The 23,923-nt window shown below is 74.3% G+C and carries 14 protein-coding genes; 6 read left to right on the top strand and 8 right to left on the bottom strand.

Going from position 1 to position 23,923, the window contains the following annotated elements; genetic code table 11:
• The first annotated feature begins 389 nt into the window (after positions 1-389).
• The 6 genes from FH609_RS00895 to FH609_RS00870 all read left to right on the top strand — a co-directional run bounded on the left by FH609_RS00895 (position 390) and on the right by FH609_RS00870 (position 9,344).
• Positions 390-1,187: a protein phosphatase 2C domain-containing protein gene (locus FH609_RS00895; protein ID WP_139665728.1), complete on the top strand. Its 798-nt coding sequence runs from the start codon at positions 390-392 to the stop codon at positions 1,185-1,187.
• Positions 1,188-1,452: 265 nt separating this feature from the next.
• Positions 1,453-2,325, top strand: coding sequence for a lysozyme (locus FH609_RS00890; protein ID WP_139665729.1), 873 nt, complete (start codon positions 1,453-1,455; stop codon positions 2,323-2,325).
• Positions 2,326-2,378: 53 nt separating this feature from the next.
• Positions 2,379-3,128: a spermidine synthase gene (locus FH609_RS00885; protein WP_139665730.1), complete on the top strand. Its 750-nt coding sequence runs from the start codon at positions 2,379-2,381 to the stop codon at positions 3,126-3,128.
• A 116-nt stretch (positions 3,129-3,244) separates the two neighbouring features.
• The gene (locus FH609_RS00880) at positions 3,245-4,114 is read left to right on the top strand and encodes a response regulator transcription factor (protein ID WP_193317751.1); all 870 of its coding nucleotides are present in this window, start codon (positions 3,245-3,247) and stop codon (positions 4,112-4,114) included.
• Between the two features lies 1 nt (position 4,115).
• Positions 4,116-5,207: a sensor histidine kinase gene (locus FH609_RS00875; protein WP_139665732.1), complete on the top strand. Its 1,092-nt coding sequence runs from the start codon at positions 4,116-4,118 to the stop codon at positions 5,205-5,207.
• A 342-nt stretch (positions 5,208-5,549) separates the two neighbouring features.
• Entirely contained in the window at positions 5,550-9,344 is a 3,795-nt protein-coding gene (locus FH609_RS00870; protein WP_139665733.1) for a multifunctional oxoglutarate decarboxylase/oxoglutarate dehydrogenase thiamine pyrophosphate-binding subunit/dihydrolipoyllysine-residue succinyltransferase subunit, read from the top strand.
• Between the two features lie 924 nt (positions 9,345-10,268).
• On the opposite strand, the gene fxsT is transcribed toward FH609_RS00870, so the two are convergent.
• The 8 genes from fxsT to FH609_RS00830 form a co-directional block, all read right to left on the bottom strand.
• A complete protein-coding gene (fxsT, locus tag FH609_RS00865; RefSeq protein ID WP_139665734.1) occupies positions 10,269-13,286 on the bottom strand; it encodes an FxSxx-COOH system tetratricopeptide repeat protein in 3,018 nt (1,005 codons plus the stop codon).
• Positions 13,287-13,523: 237 nt separating this feature from the next.
• Positions 13,524-14,924 (bottom strand): aKG-HExxH-type peptide beta-hydroxylase, encoded by a 1,401-nt coding sequence (locus FH609_RS00860; RefSeq protein ID WP_139665735.1) that lies wholly within the window; start codon positions 14,922-14,924, stop codon positions 13,524-13,526.
• The gene (locus FH609_RS00855; protein WP_139665736.1) at positions 14,921-16,132 is read right to left on the bottom strand and encodes an FxsB family cyclophane-forming radical SAM/SPASM peptide maturase; all 1,212 of its coding nucleotides are present in this window, start codon (positions 16,130-16,132) and stop codon (positions 14,921-14,923) included. Before FH609_RS00855 ends, FH609_RS00860 begins: the two co-directional genes overlap by 4 nt.
• Positions 16,133-16,336: 204 nt before the next feature.
• Positions 16,337-16,534, bottom strand: coding sequence for an FXSXX-COOH protein (locus tag FH609_RS00850; protein WP_139665737.1), 198 nt, complete (start codon positions 16,532-16,534; stop codon positions 16,337-16,339).
• A 360-nt stretch (positions 16,535-16,894) separates the two neighbouring features.
• Positions 16,895-20,200 carry an SAV_2336 N-terminal domain-related protein gene (locus tag FH609_RS00845; protein WP_139665738.1) on the bottom strand — a complete coding sequence of 1,102 codons (3,306 nt, stop codon included), beginning with the start codon at positions 20,198-20,200 and terminating at the stop codon, positions 16,895-16,897.
• A gap of 6 nt (positions 20,201-20,206) precedes the next feature.
• Positions 20,207-21,214, bottom strand: a complete 1,008-nt coding sequence (locus FH609_RS00840) for an AAA family ATPase (RefSeq protein ID WP_226961333.1) — start codon at positions 21,212-21,214, stop codon at positions 20,207-20,209.
• A 210-nt stretch (positions 21,215-21,424) separates the two neighbouring features.
• On the bottom strand, positions 21,425-23,518 hold the full coding sequence (locus FH609_RS00835; protein WP_139665739.1) for a trypsin-like peptidase domain-containing protein: 2,094 nt from the start codon (positions 23,516-23,518) through the stop codon (positions 21,425-21,427).
• Positions 23,515-23,916, bottom strand: a complete 402-nt coding sequence (locus FH609_RS00830; RefSeq protein WP_405378802.1) for a CU044_2847 family protein — start codon at positions 23,914-23,916, stop codon at positions 23,515-23,517. Before FH609_RS00830 ends, FH609_RS00835 begins: the two co-directional genes overlap by 4 nt.
• Between the last annotated feature and the right edge of the window lie 7 nt (positions 23,917-23,923).

Genomic DNA, 23,923 nt, shown 5'->3' with positions numbered 1-23,923 from the left:
GGCGGGCGGCGTGGGACCGCAGGCCGGCGGCGGCCGAACCGGCCGTAGCCGGAAGTGTGGAAGGGGCAGAACCACCCTCGTCCCGCGATGTCGTCTTCCGCACCTGTGCTCGCATTCTCGTCACTTCGGCTCCGACCCTGCCAGCGCCGACCGGGGCGGGAGGCGGCCCGGCCGGCCCCGCCACCCGAAGGAGTGAACAACACCCCGGAGTTGGCGGACAAGCTCACGTCACCTGGTCGGGGCACCCCCACCATGAGTTCGGCTGGTTTTCGCTGGAATTCCGACCGTGCTCCTGGCAAGATCAGCGCCCGCCCGGCACCTATCGTGCCTTTCTCTGGCAAACCCCCATCAAACGCAAGCAAGTGCCAGCCTACGGCAGACTGTTGATCATGCGCATCCAGTCGGCCACCGAGCCGGGCACCCCGGGCCAGCCCAACGAGGACTTCGCCGCCGTGGCCACGCCGACCGAAACGGGCGAGGGCGCGCTGGTGGTGCTGGACGGAGTGACCGCACCCAGCGGTGATTTCGGCTGTGCACACGGGGTCGCGTGGTTCTCGGCGCGGCTCGGCGGGACGCTGCTGCGCGCCCTCGCCGAGGGTCCGGTGCGGCCGCTGGACGACAGTCTGGCGCACGCGATCTCCCGCACCGCCGACGCGCATCGGGCCACCTGTGACCTTTCTCACCGACGCACTCCGCAGGCCACGGTGGTGTGTGCCCGCTGGGACGCGATTCGGGTCGAGTATCTGGTGCTCTCTGACTCGGTGTTGCTGGTCGAGGGCCCAACGGGCCTGGTGCGGCCGGTTCTTGACCGACGCTTGGACCGGCTGCGTCCGCTGACCCGTCAGTTGCCGCGCGACCGGCGGGCCGCGTTCGTCGAGGGGCTGCGCAACGCGCCCGACGGGTTCTACACGGCGGCGGCCGACCCGTCGGTGGCCGGGCGCGCCGTGGTCGGGGAGCTGCCGAGGGACGAGGTGCGGACGCTGGCCGCGTTCACCGACGGGGTGGGGCGGTGGGCCGAGACCTTCGGACTCGGGGACTGGCCCGCGCTGTTGGGGGCCCTGGCGGAGCAGGGGCCGGCGGGGGTGATCGCCGAGGTGCGCGCGGCGGAGTCGGCCGATCCGGAGGGCGCGCTCTATCCCCGGGGCAAGACGCACGACGACGCGACGGCGGTGCTGGTCACGCTCTGACGGCCACTCGGGACGGCCCTGCGGCGCCGTCCGCGCGGAGTGCGCGCCGTCAGGAGGGGCTCACGGGCGGCAAGTTGACCCGGTGCGGGCATCGGGCACCGGGTTTCACGCCGTTCAGCGGGCTGTGCGGGCCCGGGGTCGCTCGCCCCGTTCCCTCGGCCGTTCTACCCGCGTTACCGTCGAGTTGGGCCGTTGGCATGGCCACAGCAGGCGTCCCATGCGGCCCAACTGTCCCCCCACACCACGGTTCTCGGAAGGCACATCCATGCCCCTCTCCGACCCGGGGGCGCGCGGCGGGTTCCCCCGCCGCCGCTCCCCCCGCACACTCCGCACTCTGGTCGGCGCGCTCGCCGCCGCGCTGGCCCTGCTGCTGGCCGCCCCTGGCCCGGCCTCGGCCGACGACGACGACCCGCAGGCGCACCCCGACTTCGGCTCAGCGTTCATGGGCTCCACCGTCCTCGAACACGAGGGTGGCAACCGGACCTACGTCCCGCCGGACGTGGACCCGACGGCCACCGTCGAAGGCGTGGACGTCTCCAGCCACCAGGGCAACGTGGCCTGGTCCACGCTCTGGAACAGCGGCGTCCGCTTCGCCTATGTGAAGGCGACCGAGGGCACCGGCTACCGCAACCCCTACTTCACGCAGCAGTACAACGGCTCCTACGACATCGGGATGATCCGGGGCGCGTACCACTTCGCCCTGCCCAACGCCTCCAGCGGGGCGGCCCAGGCGACCTACTTCGCGACCAACGGCGGTGGCTGGTCGGCGGACGGGAAGACGCTCCCCGGCGTGCTGGACATCGAGTACAACCCGTACGGCTCGACGTGCTACGGGCTGAGCCAGTCCGCGATGGTCGACTGGATCAGGGAGTTCAGCGACACCTACCGCGCCCACACCGGGCGGGACGTGGTGATCTACACCACCACGGACTGGTGGACCCAGTGCACCGGCAACAACGCGAGCTTCGGCGCGACCAACCCGCTGTGGATCGCCCGCTACGCGTCAACACCCGGCACGCTGCCGGCCGGTTGGGGCTTCTGGACGTTCTGGCAGTACACCTCGACCGGGCCGACGGTGGGTGACCACAACCTGTTCAACGGCGCCATGGACCGGCTCCAGGCGCTGGCCAACGGCTGACCGGCCGCCGGCCCCCGGGGGTGCCGTGCGGACCCGTGCGGGAAAATCGCCGCATGGCACCCTCCCCCGACCCCACCCCGAGTTCGCGCGGCCCCGGGCCCGACGAGCGGCCCGTCGTGCTGGACCGGCGCACCGGCCCACACGGCGAGGTGGTGCTGCGCCGCCACGGCGGGCTGTTCCAGATCATCGCCAACGGCTGCTTCCTGATGGACACCTCGGACGGCCGCTCCGAACGGCTGCTGGTGCGGGCCGCGATGGCCGCGTTGACGGACCCGGCGGGGCCGGGACGGCCGCCGGCCGCGCCCCGGCTGCTGATCGGCGGCCTGGGCGTGGGCTTCTCGCTGGCCGAGGCGGCGGCCGAGCCGCGCTGGGGCGCCGTCGACGTGGTCGAGCGCGAGCCGGCGGTGATCGACTGGCACCGCTCGGGCCCGCTGTCCGCCCTCTCGGGCGACGCCCTGGACGACCCCAGGGTGACCCTGGTCGAGAACGACCTGCTGGCCCAACTGCACAGCAGCCCGGGCCGCTATGACGCGCTCTGCCTGGACATCGACAACGGGCCCGACTGGACGGTGACCGAGGACAACGACGGCCTCTACGCGCCGGCCGGACTCGCCGCGTGCCGCGCCGCGTTGCGCGACGGCGGGGTCCTCGTTGTGTGGTCCGCACAAGCGTCGGCCACATTTCCGGACAGGTTGCGAAACGCCGGATTCGATCGGGTAAGGACCGAAGAGGTGCCCGTTGCCCGGGGTGTTCCCGACGTGCTGTTTCTCGCCAGCCATCATTTCGCCAGCCGGTCCGCGTAGCCGGGCCTTGAGTTTCCGCTTTACGCTGCTGTTCGGTGCCCCAGGCAGGGCACCATCCGCCAACTGTCCGCCAGCACCAGCCGTCTGGCATCACGAGTTTCCCGGGGGCGGGACAGATGACTCCAACAGAAACCAGGACTGCGCCGATGGACCGAGAGCACCAGGAGAAGCCGCCGCCCGTGGGCGGTCCCACCGAGCCGGAGACGGCGGAGCGGGCCGGTCACCACAGTGCGACCGTGGCAACCCCCGGAGCCCAGCGGCGCGTTCTGGTCGTCGAGGACGACCCCACCATCGTCGAGGCCATCGCCGCCCGACTGCGAGCCGAGGGCTTCCTGGTGCAGACGGCCGCCGACGGCCCGGCCGCCGTGGAGACCGCCAGCGCGTGGCATCCCGACCTGCTGATCCTCGACGTGATGCTGCCCGGCTTCGACGGCCTTGAGGTGTGCCGCCGGGTCCAGGCCCAACGCCCCGTGCCGGTCCTGATGTTGACCGCGAGGGACGACGAGACGGACATGCTGGTCGGGCTCGGCGTGGGCGCCGACGACTACATGACCAAGCCGTTCTCCATGCGGGAGCTGGTCGCCAGGTCCCATGTGCTGCTCCGCAGGATCGAGCGGGCGGCCGTCGCCGCCACCACCCCGAGGCCCGGCAGCGTGCGCCTCGGCGACCTGGAGATCGACCGCACCCAGCGGCGGGTGCGGGCCGCCGGCAAGGACATCCACCTGACGCCGACCGAGTTCGACCTGCTGATGTGCCTGGCGCGCTCCCCCCGCGCGGTGCTCACCAGGGAGCAGCTGCTGGCCGAGGTCTGGGACTGGGCCGACGCCTCCGGCACCCGCACCGTGGACAGCCATGTGAAGGCGCTGCGCCGGAAGATCGGCGCCGAGCGGATCAGGACCGTGCACGGCGTGGGCTACGCCCTGGAGACGCCGCCCGGGTTCGCCGGCGAGGCCGGCCCGCGCGGCCAGGCCGCCGCGGAGGGCTGACCTGAGCGTGCAGCGGGAGTCGACCGCGCGGCGCTACGGCCATCTGCTGTGGCGGGTGCTGCGCCCCCTCGACCCTTTTCGTTCGGTGAAGGCCGCCCTGGGCGGCCTGGTGATCATCTCGGTCGGGATCACGACCGTGTTGTTGCTGCTGGCCTACCGCTCGGACATCGGGCTCCAGGTGATCGCGATCATCGCGATCATCGCCTCGCTGCTGGTCACCCAGTTCGTGGCCCAGGGCCTGGCGTCCCCGGTGCTGGAGATGACCTCGGCGGCCCGGGCGATGGCGCGCGGCCAGTACGAGCGCCGGGTGCGGGTGACCCGCAGGGACGAGCTGGGCGACCTGGCGCACGCCTTCAACCGGATGGCGGCCGACCTCCAGGCCGCCGACCGGCAGCGCAAGGAGCTGGTGGCCAACGTCTCGCACGAGCTGCGCACCCCGATCGCCGGCCTGCGGGCGGTGCTGGAGAACGTCGTCGACGGGGTCTCCGAGGCCGACCCGGAGACCATGACCACCGCCCTGCGGCAGACCGAGCGGCTGGGCCGGCTGGTCGAGCAGCTGCTCGACCTCTCCCGGCTGGAGAACGGGGTGGTGCCGCTCCAGGCCAGGGACTTCCGGGTCGAGCCCTATCTGACCACCGTGCTCGCCGACGCCCGGATGGCGCTGGGCCGTGGCCACGCGCGGACCGACGTCAAGCTGCGGCTCGACGTGGTGCCCGGCGGGCTGCGGGCCAGGGCCGATCCGGAGCGTCTGGACCAGGTGGTCACCAACCTGGTGGACAACGCCGTCAAGCACAGCCCGCGCAACGGCCAGGTCACCGTGGTGGCCCGGCCGGGCGCCGCGCCCGGCGGGCTGGTGCTTGAGGTGCGGGACGAGGGCCCCGGCATCCCGCAGGCCCAGCGGGACCTGGTCTTCGAACGCTTCGGCCGGGGCACCATCGACGGCGTCCAGGCCCACGACGGGGGCACCGGGCTCGGGCTGGCCATCGCCCGCTGGGCGGTCGATCTGCACGGCGGAACGATCGGGGTGGCTGAGTCCCGCAGGGGCTGCCGCATTCGTCTCACCCTGCCGGGTAACGCGCAGGCAAATAATTGACGTAGGGTCGCGGGCAACGCCCCTCGGGGCGCCCGTCGACCTCGGGCGCCGCCGGGCCTGCTCGGCGTGCGCCGCCCGGCGCACGGCGGTGCGGAGTCGCATCGCCGCAGTTGAGCGCGGGAGTCCTCGCGTTCCTGTTCGACCGAGCCAGGGTCGTTGCCATTTTGTTGCCTGTTCACACCAAACCTGATGCGATTCCCGTGCTTTCTTGACGCGAAACCCGGGATTCCGTGTGGTGTAGGCCACGTCTGGCGGGTGCGGACTGCGCCATGGGCGTGGGGAGGCGTAGCCTTGATTTCCGCTGTCCATGACCTTGCGAAGCGGAAGAGGGCGGTTGCCGCCGTGTCGCCACAGTCCCCGAACACCTCAAGCGTTGACGCCGACCGAGAAGCGCAGAAGAACTCTGCCGCCGGCTTCGGAGCCAACGAATGGCTCGTTGACGAGATCTACCAGCAGTACCTCCAGGACCCGAACTCCGTTGACCGGGCCTGGTGGGACTTCTTCGCCGACTACCAGCCGGGAGGCGACTCCGCCTCGGCGCCGTCGGCCGGCGACGGCTCGGCCACCGCCGAGCGGGCCCGGCCCGAGGCGAAGCCCACGACGACCGGGGCCGAGCGGCAGGGGGCCACGCCCGAGCAGCGGACCACGGCGACCCAGCCGAAGCCCCCGGCGGAGCAGCCGGCCGCCGCCAGGCCGGCGGCGAAGCCGGCCCAGGAGAGCCGGCCGGCCGCCAAGCCGGCCCCCGCCCCCGCGAAGAAGCCCGCCGAGCAGGCGGAGGAGCCCGCGGGCCCCGAGCTGGTGACGCTGCGCGGTCCCGCCGCCGCCGTCGCCAAGAACATGAACGCCTCCCGCGACGTGCCGACGGCCACCTCGGTCCGCGCCGTCCCGGTGAAGCTGCTCTTCGACAACCGCATCGTCATCAACAACCACCTCAAGCGCGCCCGGGGCGGGAAGGTCTCCTTCACCCACCTCATCGGCTACGCGATGGTGCAGGCCCTCAAGGCGATGCCGGCCATGAACCACTCCTTCACGGAGAAGGACGGCAAGCCGACCCTGGTCAAGCCCGAGCACGTCAAGCTGGGCCTGGCCATCGACCTGGTGAGCAAGAGCGGCGACCGCCAGCTGGTCGTCGCCGGCATCGAGAAGGCCGAGACGCTCACCTTCTTCGAGTTCTGGCAGGCGTACGAGGACATCGTCCGCCGCGCCCGCACGGGCAAGCTCACCATGAAGGACTTCTCCGGGGTCACCGCCTCGCTGACCAACCCCGGCGGCATCGGCACCGTCCACTCCGTGCCCCGGCTGATGCCGGGCCAGAGCGTGATCCTCGGTGTGGGCGCCATGGAGTACCCGGCCGAGTTCCAGGGCAGCTCCCAGGAGACGCTCAACCGGCTGGGCATCTCCAAGGTCATGACGCTCACCAGCACCTACGACCACCGGGTCATCCAGGGCGCGGCCTCCGGCGAGTTCCTCCGCCAGATCAGCCAACTGCTGCTGGGCGAGCACGACTTCTACGACAACATCTTCGAGGCCCTGCGGATTCCGTACGAGCCGATCCGGTGGAACCGCGACATCGACGTCAACCACGACGACGAGGTCACCAAGGCCGCCCGGGTCTTCGACCTGATCCACTCCTACCGGGTGCGGGGCCATCTGATGGCCGACACCGACCCGTTGGAGTACAAGCAGCGCCGCCACCCCGACCTGGACATCACCGAGCACGGGCTCACCCTGTGGGACCTGGAGCGGGAGTTCGCGGTCGGCGGCTTCGCCGGCAAGTCGGTGCTCACCCTGCGGGACATCCTGGGCGTGCTGCGGGACTCGTACTGCCGCACCACCGGCATCGAGTACATGCACATCCAGGACCCGAGGGAGCGGACCTGGATTCAGGACCGCGTGGAGCGCCAGCACACCCCGCCGGAGCGCGAGGAGCAGCTGCGCATCCTGCGCCGGCTCAACGCCTCCGAGGCGTTCGAGACGTTCCTCCAGACCAAGTACGTGGGCCAGAAGCGCTTCTCGCTGGAGGGCGGCGAAACGGTCATCCCGCTGCTCGACACGGTGCTCGACGAGGCCGCGGCGGACAAGCTGGACGAGGCCGTCATCGGCATGGCCCACCGGGGCCGGCTGAACGTGCTGGCCAACGTGGTCGGCAAGTCCTACGCCCAGATCTTCCGCGAGTTCGAGGGGAACCTCGACCCCAAGTCGATGCACGGCTCGGGCGACGTGAAGTACCACCTGGGCACCGAGGGCACGTTCACCGGGCTGTCCGGCGAGCAGATCAAGGTCTCGCTGACCGCCAACCCCTCGCACCTGGAGGCCGTCGACCCGGTGGTCGAGGGCGTGGCCCGGGCCAAGCAGGACATCATCGGGCGGGGCGGCAAGGACTTCACCGTGCTGCCGATCCTGCTCCACGGCGACGCGGCGTTCGCCGGCCAGGGCGTGGTCGCCGAGACGCTCAACATGTCGCAGCTGCGCGGCTACCGCACCGGCGGCACCATCCACATCGTGATCAACAACCAGGTGGGGTACACCGCGACGGCCGCCGCCGCCCGGTCCTCCACCTACTGCACCGACGTGGCGCGGATGATCGAGGCGCCGATCTTCCACGTCAACGGCGACGACCCGGAGGCCGTGTGCCGGGTGGCGCGGCTGGCGTTCGAGTACCGGCAGGCGTTCAACAAGGACGTCGTGATCGACCTGGTGTGCTACCGCCGGCGCGGCCACAACGAGACGGACAACCCGTCGTTCACCCAGCCGCTGATGTACGACCTGATCGACAAGAAGCGCTCGGTGCGCAAGCTCTACACCGAGTCGCTGATCGGGCGGGGCGACATCACGCTGGAGGAGGCCGAGCAGGCGCTCCAGGACTTCCAGGGCCAGCTGGAGAAGGTCTTCAAGGAGGTCAGGGACGCCACGGACACCCCGGCCCCGGCCGAGGTGCCGGTGCCGATGCCGGAGTTCCCGGTGACGGTGGAGACCGGCGTCTCCGCCGAGGTGGTCAAGCGGATCGCCGAGTCGCAGGTCAACATCCCGGAGCGGATCACGGTCCACCCCCGGCTGCTGCCGCAGCTGCAACGGCGCGCGGCGATGGTCGAGGAGGGCACCATCGACTGGGCGATGGGCGAACTGCTCGCCGTCGGCTCCCTGTTGATGGAGGGCACCCCGGTCCGGCTCGCCGGCCAGGACTCCCGCCGTGGCACCTTCGGCCAGCGGCACGCGGTGCTGATCGACCGGAAGACCGGCGAGGACTACACCCCGCTGCTCTACCTGGCGCCCGACCAGGCCCGGTTCAACGTCTACGACTCGCTGCTGAGCGAGTACGCGGCGATGGGCTTCGAGTACGGCTACTCGCTGGCCAGGCCCGAGGCGCTGGTGATGTGGGAGGCCCAGTTCGGCGACTTCGCCAACGGGGCGTCCACGGTGATCGACGAGTTCATCTCGTCGGCCGAGCAGAAGTGGGGCCAGACCTCCGGCGTCACGCTGCTGCTGCCGCACGGCTACGAGGGCCAGGGCCCGGACCACTCCTCGGCCCGGATCGAGCGCTTCCTCCAGCTGTGCGCGCAGAACAACATGACGGTGGCGGCGCCCACCCTGCCGTCGAACTACTTCCACCTGCTGCGCTGGCAGGTGCACAACCCGCACCACAAGCCGCTGGTGGTCTTCACCCCGAAGTCCATGCTGCGGCTGAAGGCGGCGGCCTCCCGCGCCGAGGAGTTCACCAGCGGCGGCTTCCGGCCGCTGATCGGCGACGAGACGGCCGACCCGCAGCGCGTCACCAAGGTGGTGCTGTCCGCCGGCAAGGTCCACTACGACCTGGCGGCCGAGCGGGAGAAGCGAACCGGCGACGGGGCCGACGATGTCGCGCTGGTCAGGCTGGAGCGGCTCTACCCGCTGCCCAGCGACGAACTCCGCGCCGAACTGGCCCGCTTCCCGCGCCTGGAGCGCGTGGTGTGGGCCCAGGAGGAGCCGGCCAACCAGGGCGCGTGGCCGTTTGTCGCGCTCAACCTGCCGGAACGGGTGGACCTCCCGGGCCGCCTGATCCCGGTGACCCGCCCCGCCTCCTCCTCCCCGGCGGTCGGCTCGGCCAAGCGCCACCAGGCGGAGCAGCAGACGCTGGTGTCAGAGGTCTTCGACCTCTGACACCCCGGTCCGCCCCGGCGAACGCCCGCGCCCCGCGCGGGCGTTCGCCGTTTGGGCCGCCGGCCGCGCTGCGCGCGGGGCGCGTCTGAGCGGTTGCCGCCCGTGCTGCGCGCGGCCGGGCCGGGGCTGTGACGCTCGGCCGGCGGCCGGTGGAAAACTGGGGCGCCGGGCGTACGGGCCCGGCGATGGCCCGCAACGTGCGGGGCGGAGGGTCCATCGGGCCCCGGCAGAATCAGGCACGGCCCGGGTCGTGACCCCGTGGCATGCCACAACCCGCCGGCGGTGGCAACGCCAACCCGCCACGCGAGGTGGCGAGTTACCGGCCACCCCCAGGGGCAGGCACCCCACCGCAGCGCCAATCCGCCGCGCGGGGCGGCAGAGTTACGTCACGGGCTGGCCGCCCACATCCTCCGCTCGCAGCTCGCCCCGCCGAGAGCGCGGGCTCACCGCACAGCCGTTGGGCCGTGCCGCAGCAGAGGTTCCGTGCCTGCTTCACGCCTTCCCTCACCAAGCGCGGCCCGAGCAGTGGCTCTCACCCCGCCCCGCGCGCCGCCCGGCCATCGGCGGTCGTCCCAGCGGCCCACCATCCCGCGTCCAGACCACCGCCGCCGCGAAAGCACCCGCCCGTAGGGCGACACCGGCCCCGCGCAGCGGAAACCCACCCACGGCAGGACCGCCAACCCACCCCGCACAGCGCCGCGTTCACCAGCCACCCCAGGACAACATCGGCCGCGCGTCAACGCCGCGTTCGGCGAACAGCCCACCCGGGCAACAGCCGTCCTTCGACCCCCGTCACGCCAACGCCGCGCGCAGCGCGGCGAAGACTCTCCCCGGCGCCCCCGGCGGGGCCGCCGACCGCCGCGCGCAGCGCGGCGGAGGCTCCCCCCAAAACCCCCGGAGGGACCGGCGGGAACCGCCTCCCTGTCACGTCAGCTGCGGCTCGAAGTCCCAGAACGGCCGAACCCGCGCGCGGGCGCTCACCGTGTGGACGTGCTGCGAGCCCAGCGTGGAGATGAGCCCCGTCAGCGCCTCCTCCTCCGTCTTGTCCGCCTCCGCCCGCTGCCGCAGGTTCCGCAGGTCCGTCGCGTGCGCCACCTTGCAGGAGAGCGTCAGCGGATGCTCCCGCCCCAGCGACGGATGCTCGGCGGCCCGACGCGCCGTGTCGCGGCTCAGCTCGGCCGCGCTCTCCACGTCGCCCGCGATGTTGCGGTCGGCGCTCAGGTTGAGCGCGAGGCCCAGCCGCCACGGGTGGTCCGGGCCCAGCGCGTCGGTCATCCGGATCAGGCACTGCTCGTTCAGCTCCAGCGCCTCCTCCCGTTCGCCGGCCGCGCGCAGCAGCAGCGCGTGGTTGGCGAGCGTGCCGACCGTGAACGGGTGCTCGGCGCCCAGCGCCTGGCGGTAGCGGCGGGTGGTGCGTTCCCCGATCTCCCGGGCCAGGTCGAGCCGCCCGTGGGAGCGCAGCACGAACGCGTAGCAGGCGGCGATCCGTTGGGTGGCGGGGGACGCCTCGCCGAGGGCGCGTTCGGCGCGTTCCAGCAGGTCGGCCAGCCGCTCGTGGGCGGCGGTGCGCTCGCCGGAGCGCAACAGGCAGAGCGCCAGGTTGAGTTCGGCGCTGAGGGTCTGCGGATGGTCGTGGCCCATGACGGTCCGCTGGACCTCGACGTTGGGCTCCTGGATGGACTGGGCCTCCGCGTAGCGGCCCAACAGGCGCAGGTCGATCGCGTAGTTGGTCTCCGAGGAGAGCGTCGAGCTGTTGCGGGCGCGCAGCACCTCGCGGCGGGTCTGGAGGGTGCGGCGGTCCTCGACGAGGGCGTCCCGGTAGCGGCCGAGGAGCCGCAGCGTGACGGCGAGGTTGTTGCGGGAGTTGAGGGTGCGGAAGTCCTCCTCGCCGATCATGCGGCGGCGGCCGGCGAGCACCCGTTCGCTGGTGTCGAGCGCCTCCTCGTAGCGGCCCAGGCCGCGCAGGTCGGCGCCGAGGCCCTCCAGCACGCGGAGCACGTCGAGCGAGTCGTCGCCCCTGCCCTCCTCCTCAAGTCGCCTCAGCAGGCCCCGGTTGATCCGCTCGGTGCGGGCGTACTCGCCGGTGGCGCGCAGCAGCATGGCCTGCTGGGAGGCCAGGTCCCGCAGCAGCGGGTGCCCCTCGCCGAACACCTCGCGCCAGGCGCGTTCGACGCGGTCGGTCAGCTGGATGCCGGCCACGTACTCGCCCGCCAGATACAGGTAGCGCAGGCAGTTGCGGATCAGCGTGTGCATGTCCGCGTGCCTGCTGTAGAGCGCGCCTGAGGCGTCCAGGTGCGGAACGATCCGGGCGTAGCGGGGCCAGAGGCGGGTGTCGGTGGGCACGGCGGGGTCGGCGTTGGCCAGGCCCCGGCGCACGGCGCGGGAGAACACCTCGCGGTCCACCTCGGACATCCCGGAGCGGACCGTCCGCTGCACCATGCCGTGCAGCATGATGGTGCCGGCGGCCTCCGGGTCCTCGTCCGTGTTCGGCGGGTCCCACTGGATCACCGAGTACTGGACGAGCTTGTTGGTCGCGGTGTTCCAGCGCAGCGGGTCGGACATCAGGCCGGCGAGCTGCTCGGGCAGGTGCTCGGCGGGGATCTCGCGCAGCAGTTGGACGGGGATGGCGCCGGGCGCGAAGAAGGCGCACAGCCGCAGCAGTTCGACGGCCTCGGGAACGGTCTCCCGCAGTCGGTTGAGCAGTATGGAGAACGCCGTCGGGTACGAGGTGTCGAAGTCGACGGCGACTCGCAGCCCGACCTCGATGTCCTCGTCGTCGCGGAGCAGGCCGACGTACTCCCGGACGGTCATGGTGGAGTCGCTGAGCCAGCCGGCGGTCTGGTCGAGCGCCAGCGGCAGGTCGCCCAGGGTGCGGGCCAGCAGGTCGGCGTCGTCCCGGCCGATCCTGGGCGCGCGGCGACGGACGAACGCCACCGACTCCTCACGCTCGTAGACGGGGACGGGGAGCAGATGGGTGTTGTTGTAGTCGCCCCAGGCGCCGTTCTGCGAGGTGATCAGCACATGGCCGTTCCCGGTGGGCACCAGGTCGGCGATGGTCTCGGGGCTGTCGGCGCCGTCCAGCACCACCAGCCAGCGGGCGTAGGGCCGGCCCCGGCGGAGCGCGTCGCCGACGGCGCGCAGCCGCTCGCCGTACTCGGGTCCCGTGGTGAGGTTCAGCGAGGGGGCCAGCTCGGCCAACCGCTGGCGCAGCGTGCCGCGTTGGTCGGCGGGGACCCACCAGACCAGGTCGTAGGAGGAGGAGAAGCGCCAGGCGTACTCGGCGGCGACCTGGGTCTTGCCGACCCCGGAGAGCCCGAGCAGAGCAACCACGCCGGTGCCGGGCTCGGCGTTCTGCACCTGGTCGTGGATGCTCTGGAGGAGGCGTTCGCGGCCGGTGAAGCGGCTGTTGCGGCGGGGCACGCCGCCCCAGACGCGGGGCAGTTCCATGGGGAAGCGCGGGCCCTGTGAGCCGCCGAGGGTGTCCCGCGCCGGGTCGCGTTCCTCGAAGGCCCCGACGAGCTGGATCAGCCGCCGCTCGGCCTCCCGGGCGCCCAGGCCCCACAGCTCGGTGGTGCCGCCGAACGCGGCGGTGGCGGAGGGCATCGGCGCGGTGGAGACGGAGACGGCGTGGAAGCGGGCGGAGTTGGGCGCGACCACGGCGCGCAGCGCCTCGTTCCACTCCTGGTCGGTGCGCGGGCCGAGCTTGAAGTACCAGTCGCTGAGCACCACCAGGATGCGGCCCCTGACCAACAGCAGGTCGGTCAGCGCCTCGTGGAGCTGGACGCCGGCCGGGAGGTCGAACCGCTGGAAGGCGACCTGCCAGCCGTACCGCTCCAGCCGGTCGGCGATCCACACCGCCCAGGCGCGGTTGTAACCCGCGTAGCTGATGGTGATGCGCCGGGCCTCAGCCGGTGGGGCCGTGGTGTGAGCCGAACCTTGCACGGAGCCTCCCTCGGCGGTCACCCGACCGACCCCCTTCGCCTTCCGAACGAACCAACTGCCGGACGAACCAGCCGGCCCACTGAACCAACCGGCCCACTGAGCCAACCAGCGGGACGGACCAACCGGCGGGACGGACCAACCGGCGGACGGACCGCGGGCGAGCGGCCAGCGCACCGGCGTCCCCGGGGCACCCGACGCCCCGTCAGCTCCCCCTGGGAAACATACACCGCGCGACTGTCAGGTAACCGTGCCACGGGCGTGACGCCGCAGCCACAGGGCTCGCGCGGTCTCCACATACGCCCGGGCGCGCACCAGGTGGCCCGCGGGCGGCGCGGGCGAGCCCAGCCCACGGTGCTGTTCGGCCATCGCCTCGACGAACACCCGTCCGTCGTCGGTGAGTCGACGGGCGGCGCGCAACGTGGGCAGCACGGCGCCCACCTGCGTGTGGCAACGGCAGTGCGCCGCCCACGCCTGGTCGCGCGCCCCCGGGTCGTCCAGGCCCAGCGCGAGGCGCTGCCAGAAGCCGGCGAGCGCGAGGTGGGCGTAGGCGCCGTGCAGCAGCCCGTCGAACGGGCGCGGGTCGGGGCGCCAGGGGGCCCAGTAGCGGGCGGCCGGGCCCTGCTGGTGCAGCGGGTTGAGGGCGCCGACGGCGGCGAGCTTGGCGTGTTGCAGCTCGTGGGTGAGGCCGGCGGCCAGCAGCGCGGCGCTGGGCGGGGTGCTGGCGAGGACGGCGCCGAAGGCGCCCGGGCTGGTGGAGCTGGTGTGCCCGCCGTGGCCGCCGGTGGGGCGCAGCAGCGGAACGATGCAGTTGAGCAGGGTGAGTTCGGCGGCCCGCGCGGCGCCGCCGAGGCGGAGCAGCGGCAGCGCGTCGTGCCACAGCCGCGACCAGTGGGCGCGTTCGGTGGGCCGCAGCGCGTGGCGCGGCGGGCCGTCGCCGGGGCGGGTGGCGCGGCCGGGCGCGGGGCGTCCGGGGTCCAGGTCGTCGAGGAGAACGGGCCTCGGGCCGCCGTCCAGGGTGTGCAGGGTCAGCCAGCGGGGCGTGGTCGAGCGCCAGTGCCCGGCCGGGTCGCGGCCGAGGGTGACCGGCGCGTCGCCGGGCAGCCGCACCGTCAACCGGCCGTCGCGGGCGGCCAGTTCGGCGGGGGTGCCGTCGGGGGCGTGGGTGTTGAGCGCGCCGAGCGTGGGCAACGCCAGGCGGCCGTCGGCGACGGCGACCCGGACGCGGAAGTCGAGGCCGGCGCGGAGCGCGGAGGCGGCGGCGAGGCCGCCGAGGTGGGCGAGGTCGCGGGCGGCGTCCCGGCCGGCTCCGGTGGCCAGCAGGTGGGCACAGCGCTCGGCCCAGGTGCCGGTCAGCGGATAGAACAGCACCCGGCGCGCGGCCTCGGGTCCCGCGCGCTCGGCGCTCTCCAGCAGCGCGGCGTGCTCCCTGGCGAGGGCGGCGGCGGGCGCGGGCGCGGCGGGGAGCGCGTCGAGCAGCACGCGCAACAGCAGCAGTCGGTGGGTGTGTTGGCCGGCGGCGAGGGTGGCGAGGGTGGCGGGCTCGCCCCCGGTGCGGCCGAGCTGGGCGAGTTGTTCGCGGCTGAGGCCCCCGGGGGTCCTGCGGGGGGCGCCGCCGCTGGGGTCGGGGGTGGCGGTCACGGGGTCACCGTCCGGCGCAGGGCGCGGGCGACATGGTGGATCAGGCGGGCCAGGTCGGCGCAGTAGACGGACGGGTTGGCGAAGCCGTGGCCGGCGCGGTAGCGGTGCACGTAGTTGCCGCCGCCGCAGACCTCCAGCAGGGGGCAGGCGCGGCAGGCGGGGGCCAGGGCGGCGGCGCCGGCCTGCCGGGCGACGACGCCGGGGTGGTCGAGGGCCGCGTCGAAGGCGTGGTCGGCGACGTGCAGCCCGGTGGCGGCCGCGCCGGGGTAGGCGGTCTTGAGCGCGTCGATCTGTTCGATGGCGCCGTCGGTCTCGACGACCACCGCGCTGAACGGGTGCAGCCCGAACAGGCCGCCGGCGGTGGGCTGGTGGAGCAGGGCGGCGAGGCACTCCTCGAAGATCCTGATCCGCACCCGGCGGCGGTCGGCGGCCCACCACCGGTCGAAGACGGCGATCAGCCAGTCCGCGTAGGGGGTGGGGCGGCCGGCCCGGCCCGGCGCGGTGTCCCCGGGCCCGGCGTCCTCGGGCCCGGCGTCATCGAGGCCGGGTGGCCGGGCCGTCCAGTTGCCCTGGGGCAGGCGGAGGTCGAGGGCCGGCGGATCGAGTTCCAGGAGGGACTGGTAGACCTCGACCGGATCGCTTTCGGGATCGATCACGCAGAGCACCCCGGCGTAGCTGTCCCGGTGGCGAGGTTCGGCCAGCAGCCGGGCGGCGCGGCGGATCGCGGGCCAGGCGGGGCGGCCGGCGTGGTCGACGCGGAGCCGGTTGTGTCGGGCGTGCCCGCCGTCCAGGCTGAGGCCGATCTCGATGCCGTGGGCGGCCAGCGCCCGCAGCCGGTCGGGCGTCAGGCGGGTGCCGTTGGTCTGCGCGGTGGCGCGCACCCGGCAGCCGGCCGGCGCCTCGGCCCGCACCAGATCGACGAAGCCGCCCAGCACCTCGGGGTCGGTGAGCAGCGGCTCGCCGCCGTGCAACACCACGGAGACAGCCGGGAGTTGGTGGGTCGCGGCGTGCTCGGCGATCCGGCGGGCGATCCAACGGAACGTCTCGGGGGACGCGCTGACCGGCTGCCGGCGCCAGCCGTCGTCGGCGGCGAAGTACATGTAGCAGTAGCGGCAGGCGAGGTTGCAGCGGCTGTTCACCTTGACCACGAACTGGCGGAACGGCTCCGGTGCAGTGTCCGCCCGGCCGGAGCCCCTCGTCGTCTTCACACGCGTCCGTCCCCTCTGGGCCGCGCCCCGTCCCGGCTGCCGCCCGCCCCCTGAACGAGGACCCTTCCGATGGACGTCACAACGAAAACCCCACCGGTCGTTTCCGGTCGGGCCATCGCGCCAAGTGGACCGAAAGCGAGCGAAGTTGCACTCCCGGCGACGCCAAGAGTCCCGGCGGGCGCCCGGGGGGCGGCGGTGGGCGGCTCAGTCCGGGGCGTCGTCGAAGTCCCAGCGCGTCTCGCCGGGCCGGGCGAGCCGTTCCCGCAGATCCGCGAGGACCGCCTCCAACACCGGGTGGTCCATCCGCCGCACCTCCGCCAGACTCAACGCCAGCAGGTCGGGCAACTCCGGCAACTCGGGCAGAAGCCCCGAGGCCACCGCCTCCCGTGGACCCGTCGACATGCCGTCACCTCGCGCTTCTCCGCGGCTACCGCCGCGACGTCTCCGCGGCCGATTCGCCGTCTTCCTCGAAGACCTTCTCCGCCCCCGTCCCCCGCGCCCGCTCCCCCGGGCTCGCTCGGCGCCAGCCCGGGCGCCGTTCCGCGCCCGCCGCCGCGCTCGTCTCCGCGCGACGCTCCCCACGGCCACGCTTCCCGCGACCGCGCCAGCTTCCGCGGCCCGCACGGGGCAGCGACTCGGCGCCTCATCGGAGATTCCCCCGCGCCCCGCCCGGGAAACAGGACCCGGACGCCGGACGGCCGCCGGGAACGGGCACCGCCGGGGGGCGCGGCCCCGCGCGCACGCGCCGCAGCGCGCGCCGGGTCAACGGTCGCGCAGCAGCACCTCCAGGCGCGCGACCGTCTCCGCGCCCGCCTTCTCCTCGTCCGGCAGCCGGCGCCACTGCTGGAGCGCCGCGCGGTACGCGTCCCCCGCCGCCAACGGCCGGCGCGCGGCCTCGAAGGCCACGCCCCGCTGGTGGTGCGCGGTGGCCGCCAGCCGCACCGCCTCCGCCGGGTCCACGGCCTCCGCCTCGGCGGCCCGGGCGGCGGTCGCGGCCCTGCGGTACGCGTCGGCCGCCTGGTCGAGCCGCTCCAGGCCGTGCGTGTGCCGGAAGACCCGCCGGTGGGTGTCGCCCAGCTCCAGACAGGCCCGCGCCCTGGTCAACGGCTGTTCGGCGGTGCGGGCCGCCCGCTGGAAGAGGTGCTCGGCCTCCCGCAGGTCCACCATGTCCACCGAGTCCCGGTAACGCGCGGTCAGCGCCTGCCCCAGCAGCAACAGCCGCCCCGGCAGCCGGGGATCGCCGGCCGCCGTCTCCATCCGGCAGTCCCGCAACACCCGCACCGCGCGGGAGACGAACGGCCCGCCGTCCTCGCGGTCCGCCCGGCGCAGCAGCGCGGCGCCCCACTCCTCGATCAGCGCGCTGTACTCGGGCCGGTCCCGGGAGACCAGCCGGCTGGCCTCCTCGAACCGGGCCGCCGCCGCGTCCAGCCGCGCCACCTCGCCGTCCACCTCGAAGGCCCGGACCGCCAGCCGGCCCGCCCTGCTCAGGCAGGCCGAACGCGCCGCCGGCTCCTCGGCCAGCCGGCTTGCCGACTCGATCACCTCGCCCGCCCGGCGCCACTCCTGGTCGGTGCGCAGCAGCGCGTCCACCAGATCGAGCAGCGCGCGCACCCGGACCCGCGCCGGCGCGCCCTCGCTCTCCAGCGCCCAACAGCCCTGCCGCAGCGAGTCGGCGGCCTGCCCCGCGTGCACCTCGACGCGCTCCGCATCCTGCGCGGCGTCCGCGAGCAGCAGCAGCGCCCGGCCGTGCGCCAGCCACAGGCCGCTGGGCTGCGGCTCGTCCGTCGGCCAGGCGTCCGCCACCGCCTCCACGATGCCGACGCTCTCCTGCAACAGGGCGCTGTCCCCGCCCAGCCGCCACTGCGCCGTCAACACCTCGACGCGGTCCAGCGTGACGCCCAGCGCGGCCGCCCGGTCCAGCCCCGGCGTGGCCTGCACGGCGGCGAACTCCCGGTCCGCCAGCCGCCACAGCTCCAGCGCGCCCCGGGTGTCCCCGGCGGCCCGCCGCTCCCCCGCCGCCGCGTGCAACACCCGCGCCAGCACCGTGCGCCCCCGGGGCGCGCCGGCGTGCGCCGCCGTCTGCGCCGCCTGCCGCGCCTCGACCAGCAGCTCGCCGTCCCGCTGCGCCCGCCACAGCCGCAGCAGCCCCTCGGCCAGCTCGCTCCACAGCTCCAGGTCGGCCCGCTGCCCCGCCGCCGGCCGCTCGGCCGTCGCCCGGCGCAACAGCTCGACGGCGGCCAGCAGATGGCGGACCTGGCCGTCCTCGTCATAGGCGGCGGCCAGCGCCCTGGCCCGGCCGACCGCGCGGGACGGCGCCGGCGTCGCGCCCCGGTCGCCGGTCTCCCGCGCCGAGAGCGGGGCGACGGGCAGAAAGCGCCGGAGGACCTTCGCCGCCACCTCGGCGAACGGGCGGGGCAGCGCCGGGGCGTGCTCGTCGGCCGACGCGCGCCCGGCCTCGGCGTCCACCGCCTCGGCCCCGGAGAGCTGGGCCAGCGCGAGCGCGGGGAAGTTCGGCCCGGCGCCGCCGAACCGCCTGGTCACATAGCCGGAGCAGTGCTTGAGCACCAACTCGGCCTCGTCCTGGCCGAGTTCGGCGAGGAGTTCCTCGTGCACGCCGTCGACGAAGGCGAACCACAGCCCGTCGACCGGCGAGCCGGGCGGTGGGCCGTCCAGCCGCCGCAGCAGCCCGCTGAGCAACACCTCGGACAGCTCGGCAGGGCCGGAGTCCGGCAGCATGGTGCGCTGGATCAGCTGCATCACCGGCAGCGAGAGCGGCGCCGCCGCGAGATAGACGGCGAGCCTGACCGCGCTGGGCGAGGCCGAGGCGCGGAACCTGGCCAGCAGTTCGACCCCCGAACGCCCGCCGCCCGGCCTGGCGCGCGCCGGCCCGGCCGGCGGCTGGTCGGCGCGAACCCAGCCGACCGCGGCCGGCACCCCGCCGGGCCCCGTGCCGGCCAGCAGCCCGGCCCAGGCGCCGAGCGCGGCGGCGGCCGGCGGCAGCAGCGGCACCGGGACGGCGCCCGGCGCCGGCGGCTGCGCCGCCGCCATGCCATCGGCGACGAACCGCAGCCGCACCGAGCCGGCCGGGCCCGGCTCGCGCAGCAACGTGCCGTGGCTGGCGGGCAGTCGGGTGCGGGGCCACAGCCGCTGCGGCAGCGGCTGGATCACGGCGACGGGGGCGTGCCGGCCCAGCGCGTGCAGCAGCCGGTGCGCCGTCCCCTCGCGCCAGAGCGGGCCGGTGCAGTCGCTCACCACCACGGTCAGCCGCCGCCCGGTCGGGTCGCGCAGCTGCCTGGCCGGGCGCAGCGCGCCGCCCTCCGTGTCGAACCGGCGGCTCACGGCCGCGCTGCCGTCCGGCGAGCGGTGCAGATAGTGCACCTGGATGTCGCGAAAGGCGCCCAACCGGCCGAAGACCTCTGCCAGTTCGCTGACCATCCGCTGCCAGACGCGCATCGCGGGGGCCGCGTCCATCAGCAGCTGGAGGTCGGTGTGGTCGCGCGGCTCGGCCCGGAAGACGGGGGTGAGCAGCCCGCCGGCGCGGGCCGTGCGCTCGGCGGTCGCCGGCTCGTCGAGCACCAGGCCCCGGTGCGGGCGGCGCGGCGGGCCGGTCGGCGGGGTGTAGCGGCGCAGCGGGCGCAGGGCGCGCTCCATGCCCAGCAGCCCCGGCAGCGCCCTGGCCTCCGGCACCCCGACGGGCAGCGCCTCGCCCGGCGGCCGGGCGCCGGCCGCGCCGCCCAGGCCCTCGGGGTCCGCGTAGAGCCGCACCGACGCGTCGTCGGGGCGGGGCAACCGGCCGACGCCGCCCGGCCGTTCCTCCTCGACCGGGCGGGGGCGCGCCTCCTCGTCGGCGCGCTCCTCCGGCGCCGGACGCGCCCCCTCGTGCGCCGACTCGTCGTCCCTCGGCGGCACCCGACCGTCCGGCGCTGCCGCGCCCTCCTCGGGCGCGCCACGCGTGTACTGGGCCAGCCAGAGCGCGTCGGACAGCTCCGTCCACGAGGGGTCGAACCCGGCGCCGCGCAGGGCGGCGATCACGGACGCCAGTCGGTCGGGGCGGGCCGCTTGGGACATGGGTGCCTACCTGGGTTGATCGAGGCGCTGGATGAGCATGTCGGCCAGTCGGTCGCGGGTGGGCAGCTCGGCGTGGTGGGTGAGGTAGATCGCGTTCAACAGCTGGTCGGTGGCGAGTTGTTCGGTGCGGGAACGCTCCAGGAAACGGTCGATCAGATCCTCCCCGACCCGCGTCAACTCATCCCCCAGATGCGCCCGCACCACGGTGGCCAGCCGCTCGTGGTCGGGGCGGCCCAGCCGGAGCGGGATGCAGCGGCGCAGCAGCGGCGCGGGGAAGTCACGCTCGCCGTTGCTGGTCAGCACGACGAACGGGAAGGCGTGGCAGCGGACCCGGCCCTCCCGGACGGTGACCTTGGTGCCGTCGTCGGTCAGCACCTCCACCTCGGGCTCGCGCTCGGCGATCCGCTGCAACTCGGGGATGGTGAACTCGCCCTCCTCCAGCACGTTCAACAGGTCGTTGGGCAGGTCGATGTCGCTCTTGTCCAGCTCGTCGATGAGCAGCACCCGGGGCTTGGCCGTCGGCAGCAGCGCGGTGCCGAGCGGGCCGAGCCGCAGATAGCTGCCGATGCCGCCGGGCACCGCCGCCGAGGCCAGCCCGGCGGCCCGCCCGCTCGCCGCGATCTGGGCGTCCTGGAGGCGGGCGATGGCGTCGTAGTGGTAGAGGCCGTCCTCCAGCCGGCTGCGGCTGACGATCGGCCAGTGCAGCACGCGGCCGAGGCCGAGTTCGAAGGCGACCGAGTGCGCCAGGGTGCTCTTGCCCGTGCCCGGGCTTCCGGTGACCAGCAGGGGGCGGCGCAGATAGAGCGCCGCGTTTATGATCTCCAGCTCCTCGGCGCTGGGCCGGTGCATCTCGGCCAGGTGCCGGAACGCCCCGAGGCGCCGGGCCGACGCGCTGTCCGTGTCGGGTCCAGGCGCGACCAGCGGATGGCCGTGGCCGTCGAAGTCCCGCCAGGGGGGCGGCTTGGGCAGGGCGTGGATGCCCTCGTGCCGCTCCCCGGTGCCCCGGTAGATCAGCCACTCGCCGCCCGCCGGCTCCTCGCCGGCCGGCCCTTCCTGCCCGTTGGTCCCCGACTCGTTGGTCTCAGAGATGGCCACCGCGTCCTCCTCGTCCGTTGTCCGCCGTCCGGATGATCGCCTGGCCCCCGACGCTCCCGACCGTAACCGGGGCGGAGGGCGGCGCGCAGGGGATGGGACCGGATCGCGTCACCCCGGCCCGACGGCCCGTCATGGCGCCTCCAGGAAGTCGTCGTCGAACGCCTTGACCTCGGGGTCCGCGTAGAGCAGCGCCACGTCGGACGACCAGGCGGCGTGCGCCACGCCCCTGGCCGCCGCCTCGCGCAGCCGCCACAGCACGGTCGGCAGCCGGCCCGCGTGACCGGCGCCCCGCGCCGCGCCCACCACCCCGTGGTGGAAGTCGTCGCAGAACGGCTCGCGCGACTCCAGCTCGCGCCGCCACAGGACGACGTTGTACCCGCCGGCCATCACCCGGGGCAGCGCGTCCTGCTGGCCGCCGCTGCGGGGGGTGCGGCACAGCACCGGCACGGTCGCGGTGTCCCGGCCGACCAGCCCGGCCGCCTCGGGCACGGCGCGGGCCTCGCCGTCGTGGCAGTCCAGCGGGTCGACCACCAGACGGCCGAGATGGATCATGGCCCAACGGGCCTGCCGCAGCGCCCGCAGCTCCGGCGAGTCCCCGGCCCCCGGCACCGGGTCGGTGCAGCGCAGCACGACCGGGCGCCGCTCGCCGAGCGTGGGCCCGTCGGGCGTCAGCCACCACCGCTCGAAGGGCGTCTCGAACAGCGAGTAGGGCACGGCCACATGGAGCGGGACCGGGCTGCCCGGCTCGTCGGCGCGCCGGAACGCCTCGGCCAGCGCCGCGCGCAGCCGCTCCGGCGGCTTGTCCAGATCCGTGGCGTGGAAGTCCTCGTCGACCGCGGAGCACCGGCCGCCGATGGTGGAGCTGACCCGCCAGTCGTAGCGGCCGCCCTCCCAGACGCGCGGGAAGATCTCCAGCAGCGCGTGCGCGTCGGGCACGCCGGACGGCACGTCCCGCAGCTCCAGCTCCAGGTCGAACGGCAGCTCCGACTCCCTGGCCACGGCGGTGCGTTGGCGCCTCGCCTCGTCCTCGCGCACCAGCACGTTGCGGACCCGGCGGGGCAGCGTCGGGGACTCCCCGGCGGCGGAGTGCACCCACCCCCGGAGCCGCTCCTCGACGCCGTCGAAGGCGGGATAGGGGCGCTCCTCGGTGGCCGTGCGGAGCGAGTAGTGCAACACGGCCTCCAGACCCGTGCCGCCGGTCCGCAGCTCGTGGAGCAACCCCAGGCCCTCCCGCCAGCACCGGGGCGCGGGCAGGTTGCCCTCGTGCGGCCGGCCGCGCAGGTCGCTGACCAGGTCCACCAGCCGCCGCGTCGAGACCGGCGGGGGCAGCTCGGCCAACATGCCCAGCAGCCTGACCCGTTGGCCGGGGGTGAGCCCGCCGGGGCCGGAGACACCCAGCGCGTTCTGGGCGTCGGTCCAGGTCAACTCGCCGGAACGGGCGGCCCGGTGGCGCTCGGCGTGGTAGCGGTCGTGGCCGTGCATGACCGCCTGGTAGAGGTCGTCGGGGAGGGCCCGCACCGGGCCGCTCGGCGCCGGCATCCGGCGTAACTGGATGACGGAGGTGGCCAGGCCGCCGTCCCGCACGTCCCGGCGGGCCTTGACCACGCCGATCACCTCGCCGCGCGCCAGGTCGACCAGCGGGCCGCCGGAGACCCCGTGCAGGAACTCGTCCTCGCTGCCCAGCCGCAGCAGGCCCTCGGAGCCGTACTCGCCCCGGATGGTGCATCGGCCGTTGACCTCGTCGAACACCCCGGACATCTCGGTGGCGCCGAAGAACGCGACCTCCTCGCGGGTGAACAGGCGGGCAGTGCGCTCGCTCAGCCAGACGCAGCCCGGCCCCTCGGGCGGCGGCGGGGGCGGCCCGAGCAGGCGCACCAGGGCGAGGTCGGGCCCCGGCCACATGGCCCCGTCGCCTGGCGGGCCCTCGGGCCTGGCCCACTCCACCCGGCCAGGCACCGGGCGGTCCACACCTCTGAAGGTCAGCCCCACCTCGCGCCTCCCTCCCTCGGCGCCACCTCCCGAGAGCGCCACATGAGCGCAGGTGAGCACCCACTCGGGAGCGACGAAGAACCCGCTGCCCCACGGAGGGGGCACCGGCTCGCCCTCGGCATACCCGGCCGGCGAGGGATGGATGCGTACCAGGGCGGCGGTGACGAGCGGCGCGAGGAGTTCGAAGGGGTTCTCGTCGCCGGGTCGTGCGCCCCCCTCGTCCCCGCGGGTCATGTGGCGTCCCGGCCGCGCGGCGGCGGGGGCGTGCCCTGCCAGGTGAGGGTGACCGTGATGGCGCCCTTGGCCTCGCCCTCGGCGAGCAGGCCGACGACCTTGCCCGCCTTGGCGGTCAGCTCGATGCCGAAGCTGACGCTGACCTCGTCGGGACGCGCGTCCCGTAGGCCGTCGGCGACGGAGGCCGCGACGCCGCCGATCAGCTCGCGCAGGCTCTCCATCTGGGCGGCGGCCCGCTGGGCGAACCCGGTGTCGACATAGCCGGCGCCCGGCTGGCCGGGGCCGGAGTACCCGGAACGGGGCTGCTGTTCGGGCACGGACACCGGCTCGGCACCCGAGATCCTGGCCCATACCGGCGTCCCGTCCGGAAGGGTGACCCGGGTGACTTCGCTGCTCATGTGACCC

This window comes from Streptomyces sp. 3MP-14 (assembly GCF_006334905.2).
GTDB lineage: Bacteria > Actinomycetota > Actinomycetes > Streptomycetales > Streptomycetaceae > Streptomyces > Streptomyces triticirhizae.
This window is presented reverse-complemented; position numbering and strand designations above follow the sequence as displayed.

Coding starts and splice junctions, on each gene's coding strand:
- FH609_RS00885 (WP_139665730.1), top strand. CDS start 2,379: ATGGCACCCTCCCCCGACCCCACCCCGAGTTCGCGCGGCCCCGGGCCC.
- FH609_RS00880 (WP_193317751.1), top strand. CDS start 3,245: ATGACTCCAACAGAAACCAGGACTGCGCCGATGGACCGAGAGCACCAG.
- FH609_RS00835 (WP_139665739.1), bottom strand. CDS start 23,518: ATGACCCGCGGGGACGAGGGGGGCGCACGACCCGGCGACGAGAACCCC.
- FH609_RS00895 (WP_139665728.1), top strand. CDS start 390: ATGCGCATCCAGTCGGCCACCGAGCCGGGCACCCCGGGCCAGCCCAAC.
- FH609_RS00890 (WP_139665729.1), top strand. CDS start 1,453: ATGCCCCTCTCCGACCCGGGGGCGCGCGGCGGGTTCCCCCGCCGCCGC.
- FH609_RS00850 (WP_139665737.1), bottom strand. CDS start 16,534: ATGTCGACGGGTCCACGGGAGGCGGTGGCCTCGGGGCTTCTGCCCGAG.
- FH609_RS00845 (WP_139665738.1), bottom strand. CDS start 20,200: ATGTCCCAAGCGGCCCGCCCCGACCGACTGGCGTCCGTGATCGCCGCC.
- FH609_RS00830 (WP_405378802.1), bottom strand. CDS start 23,916: ATGAGCAGCGAAGTCACCCGGGTCACCCTTCCGGACGGGACGCCGGTA.